At 42.4% G+C, this 17,201-nt stretch carries 19 protein-coding genes and 2 pseudogenes; 17 read left to right on the top strand and 4 right to left on the bottom strand.

Annotated elements, in window-relative coordinates:
* Positions 1-22 precede the first annotated feature (22 nt).
* The 10 genes and pseudogenes from AB4111_RS00675 to AB4111_RS00630 form a co-directional block, all read left to right on the top strand.
* Positions 23-817 carry a sulfite exporter TauE/SafE family protein gene (locus AB4111_RS00675; protein ID WP_442029571.1) on the top strand — a complete coding sequence of 265 codons (795 nt, stop codon included), beginning with the start codon at positions 23-25 and terminating at the stop codon, positions 815-817.
* A 64-nt stretch (positions 818-881) separates the two neighbouring features.
* A complete protein-coding gene (locus tag AB4111_RS00670) occupies positions 882-1,355 on the top strand; it encodes a DsrE/DsrF/DrsH-like family protein (RefSeq protein ID WP_339233654.1) in 474 nt (157 codons plus the stop codon).
* A gap of 71 nt (positions 1,356-1,426) precedes the next feature.
* The gene (locus AB4111_RS00665) at positions 1,427-1,696 is read left to right on the top strand and encodes a metal-sensitive transcriptional regulator (protein ID WP_339233656.1); all 270 of its coding nucleotides are present in this window, start codon (positions 1,427-1,429) and stop codon (positions 1,694-1,696) included.
* Between the two features lie 197 nt (positions 1,697-1,893).
* On the top strand, positions 1,894-2,214 hold the full coding sequence (locus AB4111_RS00660; protein ID WP_442029568.1) for a rhodanese-like domain-containing protein: 321 nt from the start codon (positions 1,894-1,896) through the stop codon (positions 2,212-2,214).
* Between the two features lie 49 nt (positions 2,215-2,263).
* A complete protein-coding gene (locus tag AB4111_RS00655) occupies positions 2,264-2,662 on the top strand; it encodes a rhodanese-like domain-containing protein (RefSeq protein WP_442029566.1) in 399 nt (132 codons plus the stop codon).
* Positions 2,640-3,032: a rhodanese-like domain-containing protein gene (locus AB4111_RS00650; RefSeq protein WP_442029564.1), complete on the top strand. Its 393-nt coding sequence runs from the start codon at positions 2,640-2,642 to the stop codon at positions 3,030-3,032. Before AB4111_RS00655 ends, AB4111_RS00650 begins: the two co-directional genes overlap by 23 nt.
* A 153-nt stretch (positions 3,033-3,185) precedes the next feature.
* Positions 3,186-3,812 carry a DUF2239 family protein gene (locus AB4111_RS00645; RefSeq protein WP_442029562.1) on the top strand — a complete coding sequence of 209 codons (627 nt, stop codon included), beginning with the start codon at positions 3,186-3,188 and terminating at the stop codon, positions 3,810-3,812.
* Between the two features lie 14 nt (positions 3,813-3,826).
* Positions 3,827-4,732 carry an alpha/beta fold hydrolase gene (locus AB4111_RS00640; protein ID WP_442029560.1) on the top strand — a complete coding sequence of 302 codons (906 nt, stop codon included), beginning with the start codon at positions 3,827-3,829 and terminating at the stop codon, positions 4,730-4,732.
* A 184-nt stretch (positions 4,733-4,916) separates the two neighbouring features.
* Entirely contained in the window at positions 4,917-5,063 is a 147-nt protein-coding gene (locus AB4111_RS00635; RefSeq protein WP_253436189.1) for a hypothetical protein, read from the top strand.
* 358 nt (positions 5,064-5,421) lie between these two features.
* A pseudogene (locus tag AB4111_RS00630) lies at positions 5,422-5,931 on the top strand (family 1 glycosylhydrolase); the annotation flags it as partial.
* 244 nt (positions 5,932-6,175) lie between these two features.
* On the opposite strand, the gene AB4111_RS00625 reads toward AB4111_RS00630, so the two are convergent.
* Both AB4111_RS00625 and AB4111_RS00620 read right to left on the bottom strand, forming a co-directional pair.
* Positions 6,176-7,336: an alpha/beta hydrolase gene (locus AB4111_RS00625; RefSeq protein WP_442029558.1), complete on the bottom strand. Its 1,161-nt coding sequence runs from the start codon at positions 7,334-7,336 to the stop codon at positions 6,176-6,178.
* Positions 7,337-7,448: 112 nt separating this feature from the next.
* Positions 7,449-8,108: a TetR/AcrR family transcriptional regulator gene (locus AB4111_RS00620; RefSeq protein WP_442029556.1), complete on the bottom strand. Its 660-nt coding sequence runs from the start codon at positions 8,106-8,108 to the stop codon at positions 7,449-7,451.
* Positions 8,109-8,349: 241 nt separating this feature from the next.
* Between AB4111_RS00620 and AB4111_RS00615 the strand changes: the two genes are divergently transcribed.
* Positions 8,350-9,099, top strand: a complete 750-nt coding sequence (locus tag AB4111_RS00615) for a pentapeptide repeat-containing protein (RefSeq protein WP_442029554.1) — start codon at positions 8,350-8,352, stop codon at positions 9,097-9,099.
* Positions 9,100-9,254: 155 nt separating this feature from the next.
* On the opposite strand, the gene AB4111_RS00610 is transcribed toward AB4111_RS00615, so the two are convergent.
* Positions 9,255-10,274 (bottom strand): alpha/beta fold hydrolase, encoded by a 1,020-nt coding sequence (locus AB4111_RS00610; protein ID WP_442029552.1) that lies wholly within the window; start codon positions 10,272-10,274, stop codon positions 9,255-9,257.
* Between the two features lie 142 nt (positions 10,275-10,416).
* Here AB4111_RS00610 and AB4111_RS00605 point away from each other — a divergent pair, with 142 nt between their 5' ends.
* Positions 10,417-11,343: a LysR family transcriptional regulator gene (locus tag AB4111_RS00605; RefSeq protein WP_442029550.1), complete on the top strand. Its 927-nt coding sequence runs from the start codon at positions 10,417-10,419 to the stop codon at positions 11,341-11,343.
* 209 nt (positions 11,344-11,552) lie between these two features.
* The gene (locus AB4111_RS00600; protein ID WP_442029548.1) at positions 11,553-11,714 is read left to right on the top strand and encodes a hypothetical protein; all 162 of its coding nucleotides are present in this window, start codon (positions 11,553-11,555) and stop codon (positions 11,712-11,714) included.
* Between the two features lie 173 nt (positions 11,715-11,887).
* On the opposite strand, the pseudogene AB4111_RS00595 reads toward AB4111_RS00600, so the two are convergent.
* Positions 11,888-13,445, bottom strand: a pseudogene (locus tag AB4111_RS00595) (glycine betaine uptake BCCT transporter).
* 246 nt (positions 13,446-13,691) lie between these two features.
* Here AB4111_RS00595 and AB4111_RS00590 point away from each other — a divergent pair.
* The 4 genes from AB4111_RS00590 (at position 13,692) to AB4111_RS00575 (ending at position 17,076) form a co-directional block, all read left to right on the top strand.
* Positions 13,692-14,321: a histidine phosphatase family protein gene (locus AB4111_RS00590; protein ID WP_442029546.1), complete on the top strand. Its 630-nt coding sequence runs from the start codon at positions 13,692-13,694 to the stop codon at positions 14,319-14,321.
* A gap of 242 nt (positions 14,322-14,563) precedes the next feature.
* A complete protein-coding gene (locus AB4111_RS00585; RefSeq protein ID WP_442029544.1) occupies positions 14,564-14,722 on the top strand; it encodes a hypothetical protein in 159 nt (52 codons plus the stop codon).
* Complete coding sequence (locus AB4111_RS00580; RefSeq protein WP_442029542.1) at positions 14,682-15,464, top strand: ABC transporter ATP-binding protein; 783 nt, start codon at positions 14,682-14,684, stop codon at positions 15,462-15,464. Before AB4111_RS00585 ends, AB4111_RS00580 begins: the two co-directional genes overlap by 41 nt.
* Entirely contained in the window at positions 15,448-17,076 is a 1,629-nt protein-coding gene (locus AB4111_RS00575; protein ID WP_442029540.1) for a hypothetical protein, read from the top strand. Before AB4111_RS00580 ends, AB4111_RS00575 begins: the two co-directional genes overlap by 17 nt.
* Positions 17,077-17,201 lie beyond the last annotated feature (125 nt).

The following is a 17,201-nucleotide window of genomic DNA, read 5'->3' as shown; positions in this document are numbered from 1 at the left end:
AGCCAGGGAAAGGAGGAGAACTATGGATTTCCTCATGTTGATCATTATGATCACTCTTGGCTTAATCGGGTCCTTTTTCTCAGGTTTGTTAGGGATCGGTGGGGCCATTATTAACTATCCGCTATTGCTGTATGTACCTCCACTATTCGGGGCAGCTCATTTCACAGCTCATGAGGTTTCTTCAATTAGCATGTTCCAGGTTTTCTTTGCTTCGCTTGCAGGCGTTCTGGCATTTCAGAAAAACAGCAAAGGAAAGCTGGAGCCGCCCGTCATTCATAAGGGACTCGTTGTTTATATGGGAAGCGGGATTCTGGCAGGAAGTCTGATTGGAGGATATATATCGGGATTGCTTCAAGGAGATGTTATTAACCTGATCTACGGCATTCTTGCTTTGTTGGCAGTTATACTGATGCTGATTCCTCGCAGGGGTTCGGATAATATACAAGATCATCTTCAATTTAATAAAATCATCGCGGTTGTGTCAGCGTTTATCGTAGGCATTGTCTCGGGAATTGTCGGTGCAGGCGGGGCTTTCATTCTCATTCCCATCATGCTCACCATTCTTAAAATACCGACACGTACAACCATCGCTTCTTCACTTGCCATCGTCTTTATCTCAGCCATCGGCGGGGTAATCGGAAAGCTTACTGGCGGACATATTCCTTTATGGCCAACTTTATATACAGTCGTAGGAAGTTTGATCGGTGCTCCTCTGGGATCCAAAATCAGTTCCAAAATCAATGTCAAGGTGCTTCAATATGGACTCGTTGTATTGATTGCGCTGACAGCCGTGAAAGTTTGGTCAACAATCCTTTAAAGGAGCGATACACATTCTCAAGATATTGTAATTTATGTATTCAAGAAAGCGGGGATGAAGATTAATGGCAGATAAATCAACGATCGTCTTATTCAGCGGGGAGCTGGATAAAGCCATTGCGGCGTTTATTATTGCAAATGGAGCAGCCGCATATGATCACGAAGTAACGATATTTTTCACGTTCTGGGGGCTGAATGCTCTTCGAAAAGACGAGGTTATCCAGACCAAAAAAGGTTTCCTGGAAAAGGCCTTTGGATGGATGATGCCACGAGGAGCCAACAAACTTGGTCTTTCCAAAATGAATTTTGGCGGTCTGGGTCCGCAAATGATTAAACATGTTATGAAAAAACACAATGCCTTATCCCTGCCTCAATTGATGGAACTGGCACAAGAACAAGGAGTGAAGCTGGTTGCTTGTACCATGACCATGGATCTTCTAGGTTTAAAACAGGAAGAGTTACTCGATGGTTTGCAATATGCAGGTGTTGCTGCTTATCTGGGTGATGCATCGAACGGAAAGGTGAACTTATTTATTTAAAGGTGTAAGCTAACCTTTTTTGCTCTATAATATACCTATACTGGTATGCTATAAAGGAGAGTAGATTGGATATGGAATATCATTATTCAGATAGCTTAAAAACACGTTTGCGCAAAATTGAAGGACAGGTCCGCGGTGTACTTCGTCTAATGGAAGAAGATAAACCTTGTAAAGAGGTTGTTGCTCAGTTGTCCGCTGTCCGTAATGCTTCTGACCGGGCTCTAGCACAAATTGTGGCAGATAATCTCCAACAATGTATCAAGGCTGAACAAGAAGCTGGCAATAATGATACGAGTAAGTTGGTGAAGGAAGCGGTGGAGCTTCTTGTGAAAAGCCGATAGGCAAGGTACAAGAATCAGAAATAAAATGGACAGTCTGGCTAGACTTGAGAAAGTTCTAGTCTGTTGTTATAATACCCATAGGGGTATATGTTTAAAATGATAATAGACGGCATATGGATACATTCAGTATATGTTCGGTTTGAAGATAAATAGAAACATCGTGAACATCATATTTTTTTATAAAGGAGCGGATAGAGATGGCATTTCAAATTCCAAAAGTAATTACCCCTCAAGAGGTATCATCGCAGTTGAAACAAGGGGAACAGCTATTCCTGCTGGATGTTCGGGAGGTTGCTGAGTGGGAAGAAGGACATGTACAGGGGGCAAAACATATTCCACTAGGCCAGTTGATGGAACGAGTTGAGGAGCTGCCAGTCTCACAAGAGATCATTGTGATCTGCCGAAGCGGGAACCGCAGCGGCCTGGCATGTGAACTTTTACATGAGAAAGGGTTCCAGATTGTGAATATGACAGGCGGTCTTAGCAACTGGACAGATTACGATCAATTGGTTAGATAAGACCTGTTCACTGCAGGAATGAAAGCACGTGGAAGAAAGGATGTCATGAATGACACTGGTGTATATTGCAGCTACAGTTGGTATCCTATGGCTAATCACTCAGCTGTGGCCGGTCTCCTCCCTAACCTATGTGAACAGCAAGGATTGGGACCCGTCACAGAAACGGTGGTCTAACGTCAGAATGCTGGATATCAGAGACTCAAGCGAGTACTGGCAAGATCATATCCCGGGTTCAATTAATATATCCATTGGCCGATTGTCTGCAGTCTGGATGAAGGAGCTGTCACCCGATCAGGAGGTCATGATCTTTTCACGGAATTGGCTATCCCGCCAAAAAGCAGCCCGCATTCTTGCACGCCGTGGATTCAGACAGTTGTATGCAGTGAAGGGTTGTTATTTTGCCATAAATAGAAAGGGAGAGTCCAGTGAACATAAGCACTGTTATTAATATCGCCATTTTGCTTCTGATTGTATGGTTCCTATACACCCGACTGAAGCCGGTCACCGGCCTGACCAACCTAAAACCGGATGAATTCCGGCAGGCCATCAAAACAAACTCTCCAGGCATGGTGGTGGATGTGCGCGAGCCTGCTGAATATAAAAGAGGGTATATCCCGGGAGCAATCAACATCCCCTTGTCGCAACTGAAGCAGCGACTAAGCGAGATTCCACAGAACAAGCGTGTTTTTCTTTACTGCCAGAGTGGCATGCGCAGCAAGAGTGCAGCCAAAATATTAAGCAAGCAAGGCTACGCTCAGATCTCTAATCTTCAAGGCGGCGTAAGTGCATGGAGAGAAAAATTGATTTCCAAAAAATAAAATTCCCACCTATATATAACAGCAGTCCATCTATCGGGCTGCTGTTTTTTAACGTTTTTCAAAAAGAGTAATTAAACCCGGGTAATATTGACTTTATATTTTTACCCGGGTAATATTAAAGAGTCAAGGTAAGATCAGAGAAGGAGGGGTAATATGCAAGCTTCATCACACCCAATCAGCTACACCGCTTTTATAGATCGAGCCTGCTTCGTGAAGGGCTCATTACAACATGTTGTTGGTATTGCCAAAGATACCCTGGAGGACAGTCAACTTGCACAAGTCCTTATTTTCCATGATGGGACAGGTAAACCAGTTGACGTTGATTTTAGCGGGAGCACAGCTGAAGTGCTTGACCGATTACGCAGCGAGAGTAAGGAAGGGCCTACTTCGGATACAACAGAAAAAGAAAATGAACAGCCTGCTCGCAAGGTTGGTCGTCCCAAGCTGGGCGTAGTATCTGGCGAAGTTACGCTGCTTCCCAGGCAATGGGAATGGTTGAAAGCTCAACCCGGAGGCGCTTCTGTAACATTGAGGAAACTGATTGATGAAGCTCGCCGAACGGGTGAGAATGAAAGTAAAGTTCGCGCCGCTCAAGAAGCGATGTATCATTTCATGACCGCAATGGCGGGTGATTTCCCTCAGTATGAGGAAGCTTTGAGAGCACTGTATGCCGGGAATGAAGATCTCTTTTATGTATTGATTGATCATTGGAAGCCTGATATCAGAGACTATGTTAAGGATTTGGCCAAAGGTGCGTTCATGCAACAAATATTAATTTGAAGGAGAACATCAGAATGAATATGTTAAAAGTGAACGGTATTGAACTCGCTTATGACAGTTATGGCAGCGAAACGGATGAGACCGTACTGTTAATCGCCGGGCTGGGTACCCAGATGATCCGTTGGACCATTCCATTTTGTGAGATGCTGGCAGCTAGAGGATACAGGGTTATTCGTTTTGACAATAGAGACACCGGGTTATCTACTCATTTTAGTCATCACGATACACTGGATTTCGAAACACTCGCCAGAACGCTTATGTCAGGACAACTCCCCAATATACCTTACACGCTTGAGGATATGTCTGATGATACGATTGGATTGTTAGATGCACTGGGCATCGCGAAAGCACATATTGTTGGACGTTCGATGGGCGGTATGATTGCCCAGCTTGTTGCCAGCCGATATCCGGCACGTGTCCTCTCGCTGACTTCAATCATGTCAACTACAGGCAATCCCGAACTTCCGCAAACTTCGCCAGAAGTCATGGCGTTAATGACTCGTCCAGCTCCAAACCCGGTGAAGGATGAAGCAGGATATATCGCTCATAGCGTAGCTTTTGCCAGACGTATTGCCGGTACAGGTTATCCTTTTGAAGAGAACGAATATCGTTCAATGATTCGAGAAGAGGTTCAGCGAGCATATGATCCAGGGAGTATTGGGCGGCAAATTGCAGCTATTGCTGTTTCTGGAGACCGTCGTCCGCAACTGGCAAAAGTAAATGTTCCATCATTAGTAATCCATGGAGTGGAAGACCCTATGTTTGCCCCGGCATGTGGTAAAGATACAGCTCAAGTCATCACTGGTGCAGAATTTATGTTACTTGAAGGCATGGGACATGATCTGCCCACACAGTTGTTTGAAACTGTTGTTGATGGAATTGTACGGACAGCCCGGAGCAGCGTTAAGGATAGCATATAAGTCAGATATGCTGCTCAATTTCATTTTCAAAGTCTAATACTTTATTGGATCAGAAGAAATACTTCCTTTTACAATCATTGTCAGTACGATATAATACAAATACTAGGTGGATTACCCAGTAGTTTCCTAGGATCGTCGTGGTCTTAAGCTGCTTATAACCTAATAGATATCGGAGGTATGGTTTATGGTGAAGAAGAAAATTTCCACAGCCCTCAGTGCAGTTTTAATTGTTTCTATGCTGGCTACGGGCCTGATCGTCGCTATCCAAGGTACAACAACGTTTGAGGTGGCGAAGTCAGCAGGGGAAAAGAAGGTTGAAGTTATTAAATAAGCAGGAATTTCCTATGAAGAAAACAGGTGTGAGACGACTAAAATGATCTCAATCAGGGGGACTCGAAGCACCTGGAGCGAAAGTTAACGGAGTCACAACACTTCAAATAGAAATGACGCAGGACAACAAGAAGATATACCCGTTGAGTCGCTAATTTAGCGGCTTTTTATTTTAGAACGGGCATAGAAATTTAATTTATGACAGGAAGAATATAAATTGCAGCGGAACAAGGCTTGGAGCTTGGTAAATTTCATATTGGAGCTTTTCCTACCGCATGTACAAGGTTTATCCCAAAAATTATACGCACAACCGAGTATGTTTAGAGATATTTATATAGCTGAGCCAGACATGGGATCAGAGCAGCTGTGAAACGGCAGATCCAGCCAAGCAAATCAAGGGAGAAGGTAATCTTATTGGTGTTGTACCCAATCCACACTTGAAAGCGAGCGATTGGGGATGGCAGATTGATCCGCAAGGTTTGAGATATATTATGAATGTTCTGTATGATCGTTATCAGAAACCATTGTTCATTGTGGAGAATGGATTAGGTGCTGTAGATCAGCTGATTAGGGATAAAAACGGAGAAAAAACAGTCGAAGATGATTATCGAATTGATTATCTCAAGCAGCATTTAATTCAAGTGGCCGAGGCGCTTCAAGACGGTGTTGAGTTGATGGGGTACACGACTTGGGGATGTATTGATCTGGTTAGCGCAACAACCGCCCAACTGAAAAAACGATATGGTTTTATCTATGTGGATCGTCATGATGATGGTACAGGAACATTAGAACGCTATCGTAAAAAATCATTTTATTGGTATAAGGATGTCATTAAAAGCAATGGGGGAAGTTTGTTCAAAAATCGTTAAGTTCACCGTCATAAGAAGCGTTTGTGCTCAGGGACATGATAGAAGGACATATTCCCTTGAAAGTCGCTATGATATAGCGGCTTTTTTTGCATGTACTCTGGGCGGAAAGGATATAGGAGGGTATAAAACAGTTGGACAAGATCTTGTCCCGACCCAAGTACAGGATCTTGTCCCCATTATCGATTAGATGCATATGCAAATAAAGAGAATCGGCTTTTTCTGTGGTTAGCTTTTTGATATGTTTTTATCTGCAATCTCTCGGTGATGTCACTTGTTGCTGGTACTTCTTGATCAAGTCCACGCCATCGTATGCCAGACTTTCCACACTTGCCGCTTTCTGCAGGATGTAATGATCAAAAAAATTCTTCGTATAGTCTGTAACAAGATTTCGCATCTCCAGAGCATCCCGTTCGCCCCTGATTTCCTCATTCACACGGGTAAACACAATGTCGCAGTAATCTAAATGTGCAACACGATCAATAGAGAAATAATAGGTTTCCATGCTATTGTTAGCCCCAATTATCGCATTCATGTTATAGTTGGGTTCACTAAACAGTAGCAAAAAGGGTTTCTTAAGGTCGCTGCCCTGAAGCCCGAACGCACCGCTATCCAAGCCAATCCCACAGGCGAAACGGTCGTCGTCCCGGCAAACCATCGCCGTCGTAAGCCCTCCATAAGAATGTCCAACGATGCCCATGCCGATGTCAAGCAACAATCTGCCCTTAAAGATGGAATCCAGCTCTCCAGAGTCCAGTTTGTAAAGATAATCAGCTACATACCTTACATCTTCTGCCTGTAATTCACTATACTCTGTTACCTTGGCAAGTATCGGCAGTGTAAGCACGTTATGGCACATCTCAATAGCAGTTTTATCGTCAGGCCGCATCTCCATCTTACCTGCCAACGCCAGCATCTCCGGATCTTCAGAGAACGCTGTAAGGGCATCCGAAAAACCCTTTGATACATTAAACAAGCGCCCATCTTTACGCTTATACATTGTGCTATTCTGATGGCCGATGCTTACCACAACATATCCCATGCTTGCCAAGTCTGTGCAGATCACTGTACCCCATTCCGGAGAACCGCCCCCGCCGCAAACATAGAATAACACCGGAAAGCGCTTTTCCTTCCCGGAGAGAGCAAGGTCATCGTAACACCGGGTCTTGATATCTATAGAGAAAACATCCTTTAACGCAGTGACAAGTGGCTGCTCATTAAACATCTCGTAGACTTCAGGAAACATGTACGTTGATGTCGTCTTGCCTTCGTTACTATCGGACGGATAATACACAAACGCCGTCAGTTCTCTTTTGGAGTGATCTGATGCGGTGTACTCAAAATCCATCTGGGTTCGACCGACAGTGTACCCGCCAATTGATTGTGGAAATGCATCATACGTTTTCATCTTTTTGTTCCCCTTTCATTAATAAAAGTGGCGAAAATGAAATACATAGATTGTGCTATGAGCGCTTTTCAAAACTGGAAAACGATTGCGTTCGGTCTTCAGTGAATCATATCTACTCCTTGGCTTTCTTGAGATCGCTTACTATTTCAGAATATTGATGATCTTCAAGCAGCCCATGACTCATAAAGTCAGTAAAGTACCTGCTAAGCTTATGTTGCAAAGTAGAGTCCTTAATATCGAATTCCCTAAAAAACATGACTAAATTAAACTGCATTGACTCAAACATGAAAGAAATCAGATCGTCGTCAATATCGGGTCGAAGATATCCATCAACCCTCATTCGGCGTAAAATGTCCTTGATTAAAGGGAATGATTCTCCCTTTAGCACATCCAGATATACTTTAAGCAAAGTGTTCTCAGGAATGGTTAAAAATGTTTTAGTGAGTTTGATTTCCAACTCATTCAGCGGTTCGGTCACCGTGCCATTAACGTTTCCAAATAAACCTGTAAGGAAAAACCGGTAAAGGGAATCTTCATTACTGTTATTGAAATACGCAGCTCTTTTCTGGGTGACATTACGTACTAAGAGACAATAAAGGTCATCTTTGTCTTCAAAATAGCGATAAAATGTTCCGGGGTGCATGGACAAACAATCCAAAACCATCTTCATCGTTATATCCTCGTAAAGATGATTAACAAAAAGATGCATCGCGCTATTCGATATTTCCGCGCGCCTTGCTTCATCTAAACGAAAGAAAGAATTTTTGGGCATAGAATACTCCTTTATTCAAAGTGTGAACTCATTCACACCATACCGATAATCGATTCACATGTCAAGTTTAGAAATATTAATATTAATGATTGAAACCACTGCTATGTTCATTAACATGAGGTATTTTAAGTTTGATACAATATGTATGAAATGAGAAGATGAAAGTAGATCAGCAGGGTTCCTGCTTTGATCTTATTTTCATAATTTTAAAATATTTTAAAGAAATGATAGGGTGATAGGGATGAAAAAACTGGAGTCTGGTATGACAGTAGACAACGAAATATTCACTGATATTGTCAGGTATGAACACGAAACGATCAGCGAAACAACCATAACAAATTCGAATGTTGGTTCACCAATATTTTGGAGCTGCAACTTGCATCATCTTGTATTTAATACCTGCGATCTTACCAATGCGAGATTTTTTGCCGGTAGTACGATTGATCATTGTACATTTATTCGTTCCGACTTGCGCTCTGTTGGCATTGCCAGGAACGAAGCTGTTTTCACCAATTGCGAATTTTCCTCCTGCGATATGAGAGGCATGACATTGGAGAATGCTACGTTTATCGACTGTACTTTTTTTAAATGTCGATTTAATGACCGGATTTTACAAGCGGCGAATATCGTCAATTGTTCCTTTACCGGCAAGCTAGTCGATATTACGTTTGAAGGAGATGGCAAACAAAAGCTAATCGCCAATTTTGAAAACTGCATCCTTGACGGTGTTCGTTTTGTAGGCTGTGACCTGACGCAATGTATTCCGCCAAAATCCAAAAACCATTTGTATGTTGAACGGGTATCCTCACGTGTGAAAAAGGCTATGAAGAAGATAGACGAAGACCCTAATCTATCTGACGATGATCGGAAAGTACTGGTTCGCAATCTGCGCAAGCTTGAGCATATGGAACAATATATTTTTAACACAGCGCATATGAAGAAAATATATGGTGATGTATTTGTTGAACGATTTTTCAGCAGTCTGGAATAATGCGTAAACAACTCGGCCGGGGAAAAATACCAAAGGACACGAACATATTCCCATTAAATCGCTATTTTAGCGACTTGTTTTTTTTGTACTGTTCGTGTCCCGATTGAAGAAAAAAGGGGATTTCGCTTAGTGACACATCCAATGCAAGTGATGGTTTATAGTTTTGTGCTAAGTGACAACAGATGTTTTAGATTGTCATCAATAAATTGATTATCGGTACTATTGATCCCCCGACCAGCAAAATGACCCCAGATGGATTGTATTGGGTTAAAAGTAGCATTAGGAATACGCTCCGCTTCATATTCATTATCGTCCGCTGTGCAGAAGAGATCCGTGCTCCCTGGCATGATGCAGGCAAGTGCTCTTATGCTTTTAAGCGCTTTATCAAAATCTCCGTTATAGGAGGGATTGGCACTAATATCTGCATGCTGTCCTGTCCATAACATGCTTAAAACATTATGCGGATCCATATTCATGAAACTCTCTTCCCAGACACCAGCTACAAAATCTTCCAATGATTCAAATCCCATCTCATGATAAACTTCTTCTCTGTAAAACGCATGCGATAACCCCCATCCGGCATATACCCGACCAACGGCGCGCATGTCTGCAGAAGTCAATTGGTTTAATTTACTTGAGTCGAAATGGACCGCTGATAGCAGGGCAGATTTCACACCTTCCAGAACCACATAGGTGTGAGGCCAAGGCTTGGCGATTCCTCCAAAAGGTGCAATTCGTTCGACCATCTCCGGGTAACTAGCCCCCCATTGAAATGCCTGAATGCCGCCCATGGACCACCCTACGACGAGAGCAATCTTTTGAATACCGAATTTCTCAACCAGCAGTCGGTGCTGTAATCTAACGTTGTCATAGATCGTTACTTGTGGAAAGTTTGACCGGTCAAATGGAGGAGGCGTATTACTGGGAGAGGAAGAGAGGCCATTGCCGAGCAAATTTGGAACGATAATAAAATATTTCTCTGGATCCAGTGCCATCCCGCTGCCAATTAGCCATTCATTTTGAACATGCTGATCTCCAAAAGCCGTTGGATAGACAATAACATTATCTTTCTTTTCACTTAATTTCCCGTAAGTTTTATAAGCGAGATAAGCGTTTGGTAACGTCACTTCTGATTGTAAAATGACATCACCCAAATTAAAAATTTCATAATCCATCGTATAGTCGCTCCCTTCAAATGAAAAACCACATGCTCACTGTGATCTCTTGTGCTCAGTATAGAGCCGTGATAGTCTCATTAAAAGTGAATGAAATTCAAGATAGCATTCAATAAAATTGAAAGATGAAGGGAGAACATCAATGGAATTTCGCCAACTGAATACGTTTTGTACGGTTGCAGCAACATTAAACTTCACGCGGGCAGCAGAAGTACTTAGCTACGTTCCTTCCAACGTTACGATGCAGATTAAAGCATTGGAAGACGAGCTGGGAGTTCGCCTCTTTGATCGGTTGGGCAAGCAACTCGCTCTTACAACAGCAGGCAAACGCTTTTTACCGCATGCCCAAGACGTACTTGAAAAATTGGAGGAGGCTCGTAGTGTTGTCCATGACAATGAAAAACTAACCGGTACCCTAACAATAAGTGCGAATGAGGTCATCTGCTCCTACCGGCTTCCAACTGTCTTTCAACAGTTTCGTTCGCAACATCCGGGAGTTCGACTGATCTTTCGCTCAGTGCCTAATCAAGAGCTCAAGCAAACATTATTTGAGGGAACCACGGATATCGTTTATATGCTAGACGAACCTATTCGCTCAAACGGGCTGGTCGTGGAATCACTTGTAGAAGAAAAATTCCGGTTGTTAGCGGCTCCAGATCACCCACTTGCTAAACGAACAACGTTGCAGTTGGAAGATTTTCATGGAGAAGTGTTCCTGACTAATGAAAAGGGTTGTCCATATCGAGCAATGTTTGACCGGTCTTTTGAGAAAGAGGGCATTGATAACATCACGTATCTAGAGTTTCAAAGCGCTGAAGCCATTAAACAATGTGCGATCTCAGGACTCGGTATCGGTTTTCTTCCTGAAATCGTTGTAGAAGCCGAAGTTGAACGCGGACAACTAGTTGTTCTTCCATGGCAAATTCCGGATTTGCGGGTGTATACACACATGTTGTGGCATAAAGAAAAGTGGATTTCACCAATCATGTCATCGTTTATTGAAACAGCAAGGGAAGCTTTTCATGTACAGAATGAGAATAAACCGTTCATTCTTGCAATTTCCACATAGTCAGGACTTATTTTCATGCTGCATCTCCAATTAAATCTTTTACAATCATTGTCAGTAAGCTATAATACAATCATCCGTGGGAATACCCAATATAAAAGTGAAATAATGTAATTGACCGAGACCAAGTATAAGTGAAATTGATTACTGGATCAGCACGGCACATCGTGTTGGGTGACGTGAATCCATATAAAAAAATCGGAGGTATCGTTATGATCAAGAAGATACTTTGCACAACCCTTAGCGCAGCTTTAATCGTTTCTATGCTGGCTACTGGCGGGATCGTCGTTTTCCAAGGTAAAACAACATTGGAGGTAGCAAAGTCAGCAGGAGATAAAAAGGTTGAAGTTATTAAAGGTATCCAAAGCACCTGATGCGAAAGTCAACGAGAATCAAAAAAACTCCAAATGTTACATAAAAAAAACCAAAGTTCCGATCGGAACTTTGGTTTTTTTATGTACTTGCGTGTAATAGAACAAGGAGAAGCTTGTACTACAATTCTCGAAGAAAAGACAGGGACACTTTCTAACGAGATCAACAAGATACATTACGTGCCTGGAACTTCAGGCTGCAAGTTTTCATGTTCCTCCAGCAGTCGTTTCAGCTTTTGGCGTTGCCGTTTTTCCTTCTGACGTCGCTCTCTGTCCTCAGCCTGCAGAGCCTTGAGTAAGGAGACACACATCCCGATAAGGACAACAGCGAACGGCAGGGCAGACACGATGGAGGCCGTCTGGAGGCCGTTCAATCCCCCACTAATCAGCAGCACTACCGCTATAGCGGACTGCATGATTCCCCAAGTTAATTTCACTCTTGTGCTCGGGTCCATCTTGCCATCTGTAGTCAGCATGCCAAGCACAAAGGTAGCCGAATCAGCCGACGTAATAAAGAAGATCATGATCAGGACAGTAGCGATGAATGCTACGATTGTGCCTAAAGGCAACTGCTCCAACATAAGGAATAAGGCGGTTGTCGCATCTTCCTTGACGGCTTCCGCCAGATGAGCGGCATTGAACAATTCCATGTGAAGTCCTGTTCCGCCGAAGACTGAGAACCAGACAAATCCGAAAAGGCTTGGAATAACCATGACGTAAATTACAAATTCTTTTATGGTTCTTCCTCTGGATACCCTTGCGATAAAAGTACCGACAAAGGGAGCCCATGCGATCCACCATGCCCAGTAGAATAACGTCCATGCCCCAATCCAGGTTTCTCTTGAGAACGGCGTCAATCTCAAACTCATGTTAATAATATTCTGCATATAACTGCCCAAGGTTGTTGTGAAAGTGTCGAATATAAAAGAAGTTGGTCCAGTTACCAACACAAACAGCATCAACAGCACAGCTATAACGAGGTTGGTGTTGCTCAGAATCTTAATCCCTTTATCCAGTCCGGAAGTTGCCGAGATTAGAAACAATACGGTTACAACTGAGATAATGACAACTTGGGTCACAACCGAGTTAGGAATACCGAATAAGTGATTCAGCCCCCCACCGATCTGAAGTGCACCCAATCCAAGCGAAGTCGCAACACCAAAGATGGTGGAGATAACCGCCAGAATATCAATGAACTTGCCAAGCCAGCCTGCAGCAAGACGCTCACCGATGAGAGGAATAAAGGTGGAACTGATCAGCCCTTTGTATCCTTTGCGGAACTGGAAGTAAGCAAGCGCTAAACCGATGACGGTATAAATCGCCCAAGGATGCAGCCCCCAGTGGAAAAAGGAATAACGCATGGAAAGTCTTGCTGCCTGCGCGGTTCCGGGTTCTGCACCTTCCGGTGCAGATAAATAGTGGGACAGCGGTTCAGCAACTCCCCAGAAAACCAATCCAATGCCCATACCAGCGCTAAACAGCATGGACAGCCAGGAAATCGTAGAATATTCCGGTTCATCATCGTCATCCCCCAGCCTGATCCCGCCAAATCGGCTGAATGCCAGATAGAAAGCGAAGATCAGGAAGAACAGTGTCGCTAACAAATAAAACCAGCCAAAATTGTGGATAGAGAAGTTGTAGGCTACGTTAGCCACGTCCGCCAGCTGATCTGGAGCGACGGCCCCCCCATATTGCAAACAGTGCAACGATGATAATTGTGATGGTAAATACCATGAAGAGACCTCCATTATGTAAGCTTCATCCAACTTTTCCTTAGTATGTGCTAGTCCAGCTAGTAATCATTCGGAAAGCCAGCTGTTGATAAAATAAAACAATCTGACGTGTATTGAAACAGGTGTGGTAAAATCCCTCTTTTTCAGAGGGAAGGATTTATCAATTATTGATGTCCCATAAGGAGAGGAAATGTTGAATAAAAAATGATAACAAGGGGGAGAGTAGGGAGAAAAAGGTGGAAAATCCATGTACCGTTTAACCGCTTTAGCCATTAGTCTTTTTCTGTTCTTTGGGGCATATCATACTGCCGAAGCATCAGAAATATCCACATCTTCTCTCATAAATGATCTACAAAAAGGGGGTTACATCCTTTATGTCCGACATGGAGATGCAACAGTTGGAGTAGATCAACCAGATTTTAGTTTGACAGATTGCTCCACACAGAGGAATTTAAGTGCGGTTGGAAAGGAACAGGCAGAGAAGTATGGTCATGCTATTCGGAAACTAAATATCCCCGTCCATTTCCCCGTGGAAGCAAGCCCCCTTTGTCGAACTCTCCAAACTGCTCAGATTGCTTTTGGCGCACAAAATGTAAAAGAAAATACATTTTGGTTAAACATATATAAACTCAGTCAAAATCTGGACACAGAAAATATAAACAGTACAATTCAAGCATTTACAAATGAAGTGGAGCAAACCTCTCCAGCGAATTCGAACAGGCTTATTGTAGCTCACTCTTTTCCTAACGGTCTGGGATTAGGAGAACTCTCGAGTATGGAGACAGTCATTATTAAACCACTGGGAGACCATAAAGGGTATCAAGTTGTTGGAAAATTGAAATTAGAAGATGTTTTACAGCAAGCTGGAATGTCCTAGATGTCGAGGGACAAGAAGAACATATGCTCATTCAAGTCGCTATTTTGGCGGCTTTTTTTATCGTTTCCTGATGGAAAAATAAGAATCCAGAAATTAATAAGATCATATACTTATGTGAAGTGGTTCAAAGAGAGGGATTCTACGTTCAAAATAGAATACAATAAGAAGGATTGTCTATTTTACCAATATTGGCTATATCGACCAGGAAAGACGATTCTCAAATTAATGAGAGGAATGATTTTATGAAAACTAAACAACTTTTAAATATGTTTGCAAACGAGAACAGTAACTCTGTTGTATCTATGAATGAAGATTCAGGTAAACGACTAACTAATTATGGTGAATGTGAGGAGAAAATAAATGAAACTGGTACTTCAGAATGTAAGGAAGAGTTTTGGTGATCAACAAGTATTAAACGATCTCAGTTTTCAATTTGAAAAAGGAAAGATATATGGCCTTCTGGGAAGAAATGGTGCTGGAAAAACAACTTTATTTAATTGTTTAAGTGGCGAGATTGAGGCAGATGGTGGCACAATGAAAGTCGTGGACGAATCCACATCCCGTAACATCGAGATAGATGATGTTGGATACGTATATTCCATGCCATTGTTACCGGAGTTTCTAACAGGATATGAGTTTGTACGTTTTTTCATTGATGTTAATACAGAAGTGATTGAAGGGCGAGGAGACGATATTGACGCCCTTTTTGATATGATGCACATGACACAGGAAGACAGGCATAAACTCATTAAGCACTACTCACATGGGATGAAAAATAAAGTGCAAATGATGTTATTTTTACTCACTAAACCAACAGTAATCTTGCTGGACGAACCTCTCACTTCCTTTGATGTCATCGTAGCGAGCGAGATGAAACAATTGCTGCGTGATATGAAGAAGGATCATGTACTCATTTTCTCAACTCATATATTACAACTGGCAACGGATCTGTGTGATGAATTAATTATTCTAAATGATGGCAGTTTGACGCAGATTTCGCCCGATATCCTCACCCAGCCCGATTTTGAAGAGAAGGTCATTGAATTATTGCGAAATGAAAGCGAGATTGCTCCGACAGAAAATGAACGGAGACAAATGGAAAACGGAGTTGAGAAGGAGAGTGCCGATGCAGGAAATGTTTAGTACGATTTCTCGCATGCGGCAGCTGCAGATTATTACTCTCGTAAACCGCCTCATATATTTCATGCAAGGGATACCCGTTGTGGGCCGTTTAATTAGTGAACAAACCTATGCTGCTTTTCGGACGAAACGTATCATTGGCGCGATCGCAGTGATTGTGATGTTTGTCGCTGGTTTGTTAGAAAGTTTGTTCTATATCGGGGGCATGCTTGCATTGCCCATATTCTTATGGACAGAGGGATATAACACGACAGAGCGGTTTGCACTTCTTCTTCACATGTATTTTTGCATTAGTGGAGTCATGGCCGGGATGACTAGTGCAAAAGTATTGGAATCAAACAAGATGAAGTATACTGCTGTTCGACTTATGCGAATTGTGCCTACCAAATTTATGCGAGCCGAGCTGTTTTACCGGTATACTACATTCTTTTTGTATCAAGGGATTGCCTTTTCTTTGGTTTCATGGTTTTTTAATTTTTCAATTTCTCATGCGCTTCTGATCGTTGGAGTTATGACGGTTTGGCGCGTAGTGAGCGAAGTTCTACATTTGGCCGTTTTTCGATGGAAAGGGACTATTCTTATACAGAAAACATGGATTATGGGCTTGGTCATGATACTCACACTAACTGCTGCGTACCTTCCATTGACGTTACTGAGCATTCCTCTTGGGGGAGCGGTGATATTGGATCAACGGTGGCTTGTCATACTCATATTGTTATCTGGGACTGTTGCTGGCTATGTCTTACTCAAACATACGGATTACACAGCAGCGGTACGCGCAGTAACGAACCAAGCTGATCCTTTGTTAAATACGGAAATCATGATGGCTAATCTTCAACAGAAAATGGTTCAGTCAAAAGATCATGAGGATAGCAGCGATTCCTTGGCTAACCTCCATGATCATGTGCAAACTTCATCGGATAAAAGGGGATACGAGCAAATTCACAACCTCCTGGTTACTCGGCACGATCATCTCGTCCAATCGCCTTTTCGAAGACGTTTAGCAGCTATTATGATCATCGGATTATTACTATCTTTCTTGGCACTCATTTTCAGAGATCATGTCTCTCTAAACGCGGTGGAACGATTTATGCCTATACTCATTATGGCTATGCTAAGCCTGACAGTAGGTCGAGAGGTTTGTAAGGGGCTATTTTACCATTGTGATATGCAGCTTATGCGCTACTCCTTTTATCGCAAACATGCGAAGCAACATTTTCGTCTAAGGTTTAGAAGTTTATTATCCTTAAACCTAAAATTAGGTGCGTGTCTAGCAGCCGTACTAAGTATCTCTATACTTGTTTTGTCTGAAGGAAGGGATATAAGTACATTGCTTGCCATCTGGTTTATGACGATGACACTGTCCATATTTTTCTCAGTACATCATCTGTTGGTATATTATGTGTTCCAACCCTACACAACGGAGTTGGACACCAATAATCCTCTTTTTACATTAGTGAACAGTCTTATTTCATTAGGCTTTGTTATAACGATGTTTTTAGCTCCAACTCTGTGGGTGCTCACTGTTGTCTTAATCGTGCTGACTGTAGGATATCTGTTCAGTGCGGTACCCGTCGTATCCAAATATGCTCAAAACAATTTTAGAGTGAAGTGAACGAAAGCCCCAATTATTTTAAAACGCTACTGACATAACGCTGTCAGTAGCGTTTTAAAATAATTGGATATGTAAATGTAAAAGGATATAGATAGTAACAATTCTGTTTTACAACAACTGTAGGA

Source organism: Paenibacillus sp. 2KB_22, assembly GCF_052115745.1.
In the GTDB taxonomy this organism is placed as follows: domain Bacteria; phylum Bacillota; class Bacilli; order Paenibacillales; family Paenibacillaceae; genus Paenibacillus.
The sequence above is the reverse complement of the archived record's forward strand: the minus strand, read 5'-3'. Positions and strand labels throughout refer to the sequence as shown.